Below are 8,892 nucleotides of genomic sequence, written 5' to 3'. Positions count from 1 at the left end.
TTATTCAGCACACCGTCGAAGCCCATCATCAGATCGATGTTATGTACAACAATGCTGGCCTTGTCCGAATGGCACCCATCGCTGACCTGCCAACCGAAGACTGGGACTTCACGGTCCTGTTCGAACTTACGCAGGTCTACTACGGTTGCAAGTATGCCCTACGCGAAATGAAACGGCGCGGGTCCGGAGTTATCATCAATACTGCGTCCACCTCTGGAATAGTTGGCATCCCGACACATGGACCGCATGCCGCCACCAAAGCGGGAGTCATTGGACTCACCCGCTCAATCGCCGTCGACTATGGTGCGAACGGAATTCGCTGCAACGCGATCGCGCCGGGATTCGTGCCATTCACCAAGCAAACGGCGGACCTGTCCAATGACCCCTTCATTGAGATGATGCTTGGAGTTCAACCTCTTAAGCGACCTGGAACCCCCGATGACATCGCCGCCGCCGCCCTGTTCCTTGCCTCGGATGAGTCCTCGTGGATAACCGGACAGGTTCTGGCCGTCGATGGCGGCCACACTGCCATGTAGGCAGGCGTGCACGGCGGGTCTGTCCGAAGAACGGTGTAAGCAGCGTTTCCATTGTTAGAGGTCCTCCGCGGCCGGCATCCGGTCGGCGAAGGTGATAGCGAAGGCCTGATTGCGATCGAGACCAAGATGAACCGCCGAGCTCAAGGCGATGGTCCAGGCCCGACGGTCGCACCCTGATGGACATCCACGGCATCGATCCTGTGGTAGCCGCGCGGATCCTTGCCGACGTCGGTGACGTGGCCAGGTTCGCCGACCGCAACCGGTTCGCCTCCTGGACCGGCACCGCACCGCTGGTACGCCTCCTCAGCCTGGATCCGTAAGTTCTTGGGTGGCCCGGGAGGGCTTGATCGCCCTTGATGGCTCCGATGGATTGGCCGCCCAGCTCCTCCTGGGACGCCTTCACTGCTGATTGAGATGCGCGTCCTGGTCGCTGTTTACGGATCTGTCGGCGGGGTGTTCCTTCGGGCCACGACAATGCCTTGTGCGCTCGAAGGAGGAGTAGATGAAGGAACAGGTTCCGCTCGGGTGGGCGGGCATCGACGTCGGCAAGGGCCACCACTGGATCTGCTTTATCGACGAGGCAGATACCACGGTCTGGTCGACGAAGGTGATCAACGACGAGGCCGCAATCCTCGACGCGGTCGGCGGTGTTCTTGCCCGCGCGGAGGAGGTGGTCTGGGGAGTCGATGTCACCGGGACCATGTCGGGGCTCCTGCTTGCTCTGTTGGCGGCGCACGGTCAGCGGGTCAGATACGTCCCCGGCCGCACCGTGAACCAGATGGCCAGCGCCTACCGAGGTGAAGCCAAGACCGACGCCCGCGACGGCTATGTCATGGCCGAGACGCTGCGGCACCGCGGCGACCTTGCCGAGGTGGAGGTCGCCACCTCGTTGGTGACCGAGCTGCGGCTGCTGGTGACCCATCGCACCGGCCTGGTCGGTGACCGGGTCCGCATGGTCAACCGGCTGCGCGACGTGCTCAGCGGCTACTTCCCTGCGCTGGAGCGGTCTTCGACTACGCCCATAGCCGCGGCGCATTGACCCTGCTGACCGGCTACCAGACGCCGCAGGCGATCCGCCGTGCCGGTCAGTCGCGGCTGCGGACGTGGCTGGTCAAGCGGAAGGTCCGCAGCGCCGACCAGATCGCAACAGATGCCCTGGCCGCGGCCAAGGCCCAGCACACCGTCGTGCCGGCCTCGGGCACGTCCAAGCGCTCATCGCTCTGGCCCGGCGACGCGTCGACGTCCTGTGGGCCCTGCTCCGCGAGAACCGGCCCTTCGAACTGACCCCACCGTTGCGAGAACCGATGCCCCGAACGGCTTGACAAGATCATTGACAATCCACCGCTCGGATGCCGCGGTAGCGGCGGGTCTGATGCAAGAGGGTGCTCCTGACCTGCAGGATCACGGTTACCACGCCAATGATCAGTCAGAGTCAAGGGAGCACCCTCTTGGTGTCGAAGTCTTGCATGCTCGATCGTGTTGAGGTCCGAGCTGATGACGAGAATGAATCGCGGGTCTGATGGAGGCTCTCAATCCTGGGAAGGATGATGAGAGTCATGGCAGCACCGAGGAAGTACAGCGTTGAGCTCCAGCAGCGGGCCACGCGAATGGCATTGGACGCCCGGAAGGATCCGGAGTCCGCGCGTGGAGCGATCAAGCGGGTCGCCGATCAGCTCGGGGTCCACCCCGAGGCGCTGCGGAACTGGGTCCGTCAGGCCGAGGTCGACGGCGGGGTCCGGCCAGGCACCACGAGCGATGACGCCCAGCGGCTGGCCGAGCTCGAGCGTGAGGTGCGGGAACTGCGTCGGGCCAACGAGATCCTGAAAACGTCCGCGGCTTTTCGCGGCCGCGGAGCTCGACCGCAAGATCAAGTAGAGGTGCCCACCGCGGTGCTGGTCGACTACATCGACCAGCACCGTGACCGGTTCGGGGATGACCGCCCTCGCGCCGACGCTGCAGGCCTTCTTCACCGACCGGCTGAGTCATCAACTTGGTGCCAGCGCACACACGATCGCTGCCTACCGCGATACCTGGCGCCTGCTGCTCGCCTTCACCACGGCGCGCACGAACATCGCGCCGACGAACATCTGGCAGGACCCCGTGGATCGGTCCAGGTCGTGTGAGAGTCCGATCAATGGGTGCAGACCGCAGCGTAGGCCACCGGGCTGAGGTAGCCCAGGGATGAGTGGGGACGGTCGTGGTTGTACTCGGTCTTCCAGTCGCCGATGACGACCTGGGCGTGGGTCATCGACCAGAACAGATTGATGTTCAGGCACTCGTCGCGCAGCCTGCTGTTGAACGATTCGATGAAGGGGTTCTTCCAGGGCTCGCCGGGTGGGATGAACAGCATCCCGGTTTGGGTGCCGGCCCACTGGGCCAGTGCTGCCGCGATCATCTCCGGGCCGTTGTCGAGCCTCAGCACCGCCGGCGAGGCGCCACGGGCGGCCACGATGTGGTTCAGCTCGGCGGCCAGGGCCTCGGCGGTGATCGAGCGTTCCACAAGGCCGCCCAGTGTTTCGCGGGTGTGTTCGTCGACGACGGAGAGGATCTTGATCGGTCGGCCGTCGGTGGTGGAGTCGAACTGGAAGTCGATCGCCCACACCACGTTGGCCGAGGTGGCGGTCGGGACTGGTGGCACGGTCGAGGATCCGACCCGTTTACGGCGGCGTCGCACGTGCACACGTAGCCCTTCTTCGCGCCACAGCCGCTGGAGCTTCTTGTGGTTCACGACCCAGCCCTGGCCGCGGGCGTCGTGGTAGGCGCGCCGGTGTCCCCACCGGGGATGGGCCCCGGCGTAGGCGCGCAGCCAGGCCCGCAGCCCAGCGTCGGGATCATCAGGAGTCTGCGCGGGCGGGGTGTGGCGTTGGGTGGATCGGTGCTGCCCGACCAGCCGACACGCACGCCGTTCGCTGACGTCGAAGACTCGACGCAGGTGAACAACGGCCGCGCGTCGGCGGGCCGGGCTCAGAATTCCCCCTTGGCGACCTCGCGGAGCATGTCTTTGTCCAGCTCGGCATCAGCAAGCAGACGCTTGAGCCGCTGATTCTCGGCACGCAACTTCTTCAGCTCCTTGGCGTCCTCGGCTTTCAGCCCGCCGAACTGGTTACGCCACCGAAAGTAGGTCTGCTCGGAGACACCGAGCTGCCGGGCAACCTCGGCCGTGTCAGCGCCCCCGGCCAGCAGCCGGTCGGCCTCGACCAACTTGCGCACGACCTGCTCAGGCGTGTGTCGCTTCCTCGTTGTCATGGTGATGGAGCCTTCCTGCCCACCCTCGTGGGCCGCAAGGACTCTCACACCACCCGGACCAACCAACGGGGGTCACGCCACATCGACATCGCTGATCTCGACGCGCCTCTGGTCGGGGAGTTCCTCAACCACTTGGAGAGTGAGCGCGGCAACAGCACCAGAACACGCAACGGTCGGCTCGCAGCGATCCACTCCATGTTCACCTTTGCCGCGTTGCGTCATCCAGAACATGCCGAGACGATCGCCCGGGTCCTCGCGATCCCGCCCAAACGCTACGACCGGCCCCAGGTCACCAATCTCAGCCGAGCAGAAGTGACCGCCCTGCTCGGAGCTCCCGACCGCAGCGCTTTGCCTGGATGTCGGCCACGGCTGGGCCCTTCGGTGGTGAGCGAGGTCGAGGGTGAGGGGGACGTCACAGTGGTGCAGGAGTCGGTCGAGGATGGCGGTGGCACCACCCAGCGGAATTGACCCGGACAGAGCCCCTTTTGGGGGATATTTGGCCTCACCCGAGGGAGGATTTTCACGACGGCTGCGGTGTGATGTAACACTCACCGCACCAGCCCTCGAACCCGTGAGACGGACTTGATGACGGGACGGAGTTCGGCGGTGGTGTACAGGACGACCAGGTAACCGGGAAGTCCTCTACAGCGCTGACCCCAAGAAATGCAGCGCGTTCGAATCCCCCCGACAAACGAAGTCGCAACTGAAGCTAGGAATGGAGGCAACAATGCTGACTGTGAATGACAGTGGTCAACTGGTGAGCCCGAACGGGCAGACACCTCAGGCACCACCTTTGAATCCCGCCCTGTCGTCTCAGCTCAAGGAACTGTCCGAGAGCGAGGGTGGCCTGCTGGACCGGCGCATGTTTTTCGACCCTGAGATCTACAAGGTTGAACTTGAGCGCGTCTTTGCACGATCATGGTCCTTTCTCTGCCATGAAAGCCAGCTGGCCAAGGCCGGGGACTTCTTCTCGACCTACATCGGCGCCGATCCCGTCGTGGTGACCCGACAGCGCGACGGATCGATCAGCGCGGTGCTCAACTCTTGTCGCCATCGTGGGATGAAGGTCTGCCGCGCCGACTGGGGGAACGCGAAGGCCTTCACCTGCACGTACCACGGTTGGTCGTACAGCACGGATGGCTCGTTGGTGAGCGTGCCCCGCGAGGAATACGCCTACTACAACGAGATCGACAAGTCGAAGTTGGGATTGCTGCGGGTTCCACAGGTGCAGTCCTACAAAGGGCTGGTTTTCGGTTGCTTCGATCCCGAAGCGCCGTCGCTTGTCGACTTCTTGGGCGACATGACCTACTACTTGGACATCCTGCTTGACCGTGTGGATGGCGGCACCGAAGTCATCTCCGGTGTCCACAAGTGGAAGATGCGGGGCAACTGGAAGCTTGCCGCCGAGCAGTTCAGTGGAGACAACTACCACACCATCTCCAGCCATATATCGGTGCTGCTGTCTGAGTTCCCGCCCGAGGCGGCGGACGCCTTCGTGAATATCGACGGGCTCGAGATCAACCCAGCGGAAGGCCATGGTATTGGTGTTATGTACTCGCCGACCGGAGCGCCGTTCTCGGCGGGGAGCAGCGAGGCGATCCTGCGCTGGCGCGACGAGACGCGCCAGGAGTCCATCAACCGCCTTGGTAAGGAGCGCGTAGAGGGGATGTCCTGGACGCACGCCAACGTGTTCCCCAACTTCTCTTACCTCCACGACAGCTCGGTCCTGCGCGTTTGGATGCCCAAGAGTCCCACCGAGATGGAGGCCTGGTCGTGGTGCATCGTCGACAAGAAGGCTCCGCAGGAGGTGAAGAATGCTTGGCGCACGCAGGCCATCCGACACTTCAGCCCCGGTGGTACTTGGGAACAGGACGACGGCGAGAACTGGAGTTACTGCTCAGGTGCTGGGGGTCAGGAGGGAGTGGTGACCCGACTCTCCAAGTTGCATGTCGAGATGGGAGTGGGACACGAGCGCTCGCATCCGACGCTGCCCGGCAAGGTCAGTCACACCTACAGTGAGCAGAACCAGCGCAGTCTGTACCGACGCTGGGCCGAGTTCATGGCGGCGGAGTCTTGGAAGGACATCTCCGTGCCGGTGCGTACGACCGAGGTAATCGACCGAAGCGACATGGCGAAGGCGGGAGAATCCTGATGAGCGTTCTTGAGAATACGAATACAGAGGTTATTGACGTCGCCCGTGCGGTCGAGAAGTTCTACTACAAGGAGGCGCGACTCCTTGACGACAGGCTCTTCACGGAGTGGCTCACATTGTGGGCCGACGATGCCCACCTGTGGGCGCCTCTCCGGTATAACCTGTCTCGGCGGGAGCAGCAGTTCGAGTATTCCGGTGAAGACGACTTCGGATACTTCGACGACGACAAACCGAATCTCGAGAAGCGGGTGCGGGGGTTGGAGACCGGGCAGGCGTGGGCCGAGGATCCCCCGACGCGCACCAGGCGCCTCATTACGAACGTCGAAGTGGAGTCGGACGATTCCGGTGTAGGAGACTACCGGGCCCGGTCCCACTTCCTCGTCTATCGCAACCGCATGGAAGCCGATGTTGACCTGCACGCTGGATGTCGGCGCGACATCCTCCGCCGGACTGCCACGGACGGTCTGCTCATCGCCCGCCGCGAGGTCATCCTAGACAACAACGTGTTGCTGTCTAGGAATCTGAGCATCTTCTTCTGAGAAGCGAGGTCACAGTGACGTTGAATCACACGCAGATAGCCCGCTGCGCGCGGTCAAGTATCAGCAGTTGGCTTCGGGCACGATGACCAACAACGACGTGGAAGTGGCGCTGCCGAACGTCGAGGGCCGCACATGGCGCCGTGCCTGTGCGGCCCACGACGTGCCCGAGGACGAAGGTCTGTGCCTCGGTACGCTGCCGCCCGTCTCGGTGTTTGTAACAGAGGGCGAGTACTTCTGTATCGACGATACGTGCACCCACGAGACCTACTCGTTGGCGGACGGGTGGGTCGCGGACGGTTTCGTCGAATGCGCCCTCCACCTCGCTAAGTTCAACTTGCGCACCGGCGAGCCGCTCGCGCCGCCCGCCACGACGGCTGTGGCCGTCCATCCCGTCGCACTCGTCGACGGGGTCCTTTATGTTGCGCTTCCGAGCACGTACCTCATCAAGGAGTGAGAGCCGTGGGTTGGCTTCAGGACTACTCGGTCATCGTCACCGGAGCCGGTTCCGGTCTCGGTCGCGCGACATCGTCGAGCGGTATGTCGAGGAGGGCGCTCGCGTCGTCGCCTTCGACCGCTCCGAGGTGAAGCCACACCGACAGAGAGTCAGCCCACAGTTCATTCTAGGTGGCAGCGACGGGTCGGCGAGGAGAGGCTGGATGTCGGGCGGTTACTGACTGGCGCTCCATGGCTCGGGACAGCCCGGGGGCGGCGGTGTTTTGGGAGGCCCTTCGCGCGCGACCCCCACCGGCCATCACACCGAGCCTCACCGAGTCCGAACAACAACCATCATCTCGATCCCCGCCAGGAAGAGGGTGCACCAATGACCGCACCGCACCACGTCATCGTCGGTGGCAGTGCTGCCGGTGTCGCAGCGGCACTAGCCATGCGGAGAAATGGCTTCGAGGGTCGGATCACTCTCGTGGAAGCAGCCTCCGAGGAGCCCTACGAGCGACCGCCTCTGTCGAAGTCTTTCACCGACCTTGACGCGCCGCGTCGGATCCTCCCACCGAGCACGTACGTCGAGGAAGACATCGACCTGCTGCTCGGCATGCCGGTCGCAGCGCTCGATGTCGACCGGAAGGTGGTGCGGTTGCCTGACGGCGAGGGACTCGGGGCGGATGCCGTGCTAGTGGCGACCGGTGTCAACGCTCGGCGTCTGGGAGTTCCGGGAGAATATCTCGAGCATGTCCTGGTGCTGCGTGGCCTGGCGGATGCACGTGCGCTGGCGGCGCGCCTCGACGTGGGCGGTCCTTGGGTGATCGTCGGAGGAGGGTTCATCGGCCTCGAGGCGGCGGCCGTCGCGCGGGGAAGAGGGATCGATGTCACGGTAGTCGAGGCGATGCCGGTGCCGCTGGCCGGCGTGCTGGGCCCTGCCCTTGCAGCCCACGTCCAGCGGATGCACGAGCGTGAGGGGGTGCGGATTCTGGGGGGGCGCACTGTGACCGAGTTCGTGGGGGAGAGGGAGGTCGAGAAGGTCGTCCTGGACGATGGCTCGGTTCTGGATGCGGCCACCGTACTCGTTGGCTGCGGGGTGGAGCCCAACGACGAGCTGGCCCGAGACGCAGGGGTGTACTGCAACGGCGGCATCGTCGCGGACCGTCACGGTCGCACGAGTGTCCCCTGGATCTGGGCGGCCGGCGACGTCGCCACCTTCGTCAGTCCGTTCACCGGGCGTCGCCAGCGCATCGAGCACTGGGACGTCGCCAATCGTCTAGGCACAGTCACCGGAGCCAACATGGTTGGGGTACCGGCAGTCAACACAGATGCGCCGTACTTCTGGTCCGATCAATACGGACATCGGCTCCAGATGTATGGCCGACACCAGCCAGGCGACCAGTTCGTCGTCCGACCTGGCGTGACCACGGCGCAGTTCGTCGCATTCTGGGTCCGCGATGGGCGGGTCACCGCGGCGGCTGCGATCGACTCGCCGAAGGAGTTGCGGGCGACCAAGCCACTGATCGAGGGACGAGTTCCCGTTATGGCATCGGACCTGATCGACCCGGCCGTCTCATTGCGTGCGCTCGGGCGTGTCGCTCATCCATGAAGCCAGATCGTGATGGCGCATAGGACGATGCCTCCGCTGCCGTCCGTACCCGGGGAGTCGACGTCGTGTCGGGCGGCAACGTTCTCCGCATGCCGCAGGAACGAAGAGTAGACGCCGGCGTACCCGAGGGTGAGCGTCGCCCGGTCCACCCGCACCGGACGGTCCGCGTCCTCGGGTGCCGCAGACGGTAGTGGCGAGGAGACAGCCGAGGAGAAGATCGCCCGGCTCTCGGCCCGGGTCGCCGAGCTGGAGGCCAGCGAGAACAAGCTCACCACCAAGCGGGAGTTTCTGCGTTCGGCGGCCAAGTATTTCGCTGGGGAGACGAACTGGCGTAGCGTCGCGTTCTCGGCTTCGAGTCGGGCGATCTTCTGCTCC

General features: G+C 64.2%; 9 protein-coding genes and 2 pseudogenes. 9 read left to right on the top strand and 2 right to left on the bottom strand.

Annotated elements, in window-relative coordinates; genetic code table 11:
• The 4 genes and pseudogenes from ABC138_RS17175 to ABC138_RS17160 all read left to right on the top strand — a co-directional run.
• Positions 1-536: SDR family oxidoreductase (locus ABC138_RS17175; protein WP_345914432.1), on the top strand; the 536-nt coding region annotated here is incomplete at its 5' end.
• Positions 537-712: 176 nt separating this feature from the next.
• On the top strand, positions 713-856 hold the full coding sequence (locus ABC138_RS17170; protein WP_255218358.1) for an IS110 family transposase: 144 nt from the start codon (positions 713-715) through the stop codon (positions 854-856).
• 182 nt (positions 857-1,038) lie between these two features.
• A pseudogene (locus tag ABC138_RS17165) lies at positions 1,039-1,727 on the top strand (IS110 family transposase); the annotation flags it as partial.
• Positions 1,728-2,092: 365 nt separating this feature from the next.
• Entirely contained in the window at positions 2,093-2,659 is a 567-nt protein-coding gene (locus ABC138_RS17160) for a transposase (RefSeq protein WP_169702103.1), read from the top strand.
• A gap of 8 nt (positions 2,660-2,667) precedes the next feature.
• On the opposite strand, the gene ABC138_RS17155 is transcribed toward ABC138_RS17160, so the two are convergent.
• Positions 2,668-3,782 (bottom strand): IS3 family transposase gene (locus ABC138_RS17155; RefSeq protein WP_156811799.1). Its coding sequence is split into 2 segments (ribosomal slippage): positions 2,668-3,509 and positions 3,509-3,782, totalling 1,116 coding nucleotides; the frame shifts between segments, so codons are not numbered across the junction.
• A gap of 27 nt (positions 3,783-3,809) precedes the next feature.
• Between ABC138_RS17155 and ABC138_RS17150 the strand changes: the two genes are divergently transcribed.
• The 5 genes from ABC138_RS17150 (at position 3,810) to ABC138_RS17130 (ending at position 8,517) form a co-directional block, all read left to right on the top strand.
• The gene (locus ABC138_RS17150; RefSeq protein ID WP_068329949.1) at positions 3,810-4,250 is read left to right on the top strand and encodes a site-specific integrase; all 441 of its coding nucleotides are present in this window, start codon (positions 3,810-3,812) and stop codon (positions 4,248-4,250) included.
• Positions 4,251-4,509: 259 nt separating this feature from the next.
• The gene (locus tag ABC138_RS17145; RefSeq protein WP_082807803.1) at positions 4,510-5,934 is read left to right on the top strand and encodes an aromatic ring-hydroxylating dioxygenase subunit alpha; all 1,425 of its coding nucleotides are present in this window, start codon (positions 4,510-4,512) and stop codon (positions 5,932-5,934) included.
• Positions 5,934-6,473, top strand: coding sequence for an aromatic-ring-hydroxylating dioxygenase subunit beta (locus tag ABC138_RS17140; protein ID WP_032492317.1), 540 nt, complete (start codon positions 5,934-5,936; stop codon positions 6,471-6,473). Before ABC138_RS17145 ends, ABC138_RS17140 begins: the two co-directional genes overlap by 1 nt.
• Positions 6,474-6,555: 82 nt before the next feature.
• Positions 6,556-6,927 (top strand): non-heme iron oxygenase ferredoxin subunit, encoded by a 372-nt coding sequence (locus ABC138_RS17135; RefSeq protein WP_068329956.1) that lies wholly within the window; start codon positions 6,556-6,558, stop codon positions 6,925-6,927.
• A gap of 366 nt (positions 6,928-7,293) precedes the next feature.
• Complete coding sequence (locus ABC138_RS17130) at positions 7,294-8,517, top strand: FAD-dependent oxidoreductase (RefSeq protein WP_032492315.1); 1,224 nt, start codon at positions 7,294-7,296, stop codon at positions 8,515-8,517.
• Here ABC138_RS17130 and ABC138_RS17125 read toward each other — a convergent pair.
• Positions 8,508-8,892 (bottom strand): annotated as a pseudogene (locus tag ABC138_RS17125) (hypothetical protein); the annotation flags it as partial. The gene ABC138_RS17130 and the pseudogene ABC138_RS17125 sit on opposite strands and share 10 nt — an antisense overlap.

Source organism: Janibacter sp. LM (genome assembly GCF_039631275.1).
GTDB lineage: Bacteria > Actinomycetota > Actinomycetes > Actinomycetales > Dermatophilaceae > Janibacter > Janibacter terrae.
Note: the sequence above shows the minus strand (reverse complement) of the source record. Positions and strands in the feature narration are given on the sequence as shown.

Coding starts and splice junctions, on each gene's coding strand:
- ABC138_RS17145 (WP_082807803.1), top strand. CDS start 4,510: ATGCTGACTGTGAATGACAGTGGTCAACTGGTGAGCCCGAACGGGCAG.
- ABC138_RS17135 (WP_068329956.1), top strand. CDS start 6,556: ATGACCAACAACGACGTGGAAGTGGCGCTGCCGAACGTCGAGGGCCGC.
- ABC138_RS17130 (WP_032492315.1), top strand. CDS start 7,294: ATGACCGCACCGCACCACGTCATCGTCGGTGGCAGTGCTGCCGGTGTC.
- ABC138_RS17140 (WP_032492317.1), top strand. CDS start 5,934: ATGAGCGTTCTTGAGAATACGAATACAGAGGTTATTGACGTCGCCCGT.
- ABC138_RS17170 (WP_255218358.1), top strand. CDS start 713: ATGGACATCCACGGCATCGATCCTGTGGTAGCCGCGCGGATCCTTGCC.
- ABC138_RS17160 (WP_169702103.1), top strand. CDS start 2,093: ATGGCAGCACCGAGGAAGTACAGCGTTGAGCTCCAGCAGCGGGCCACG.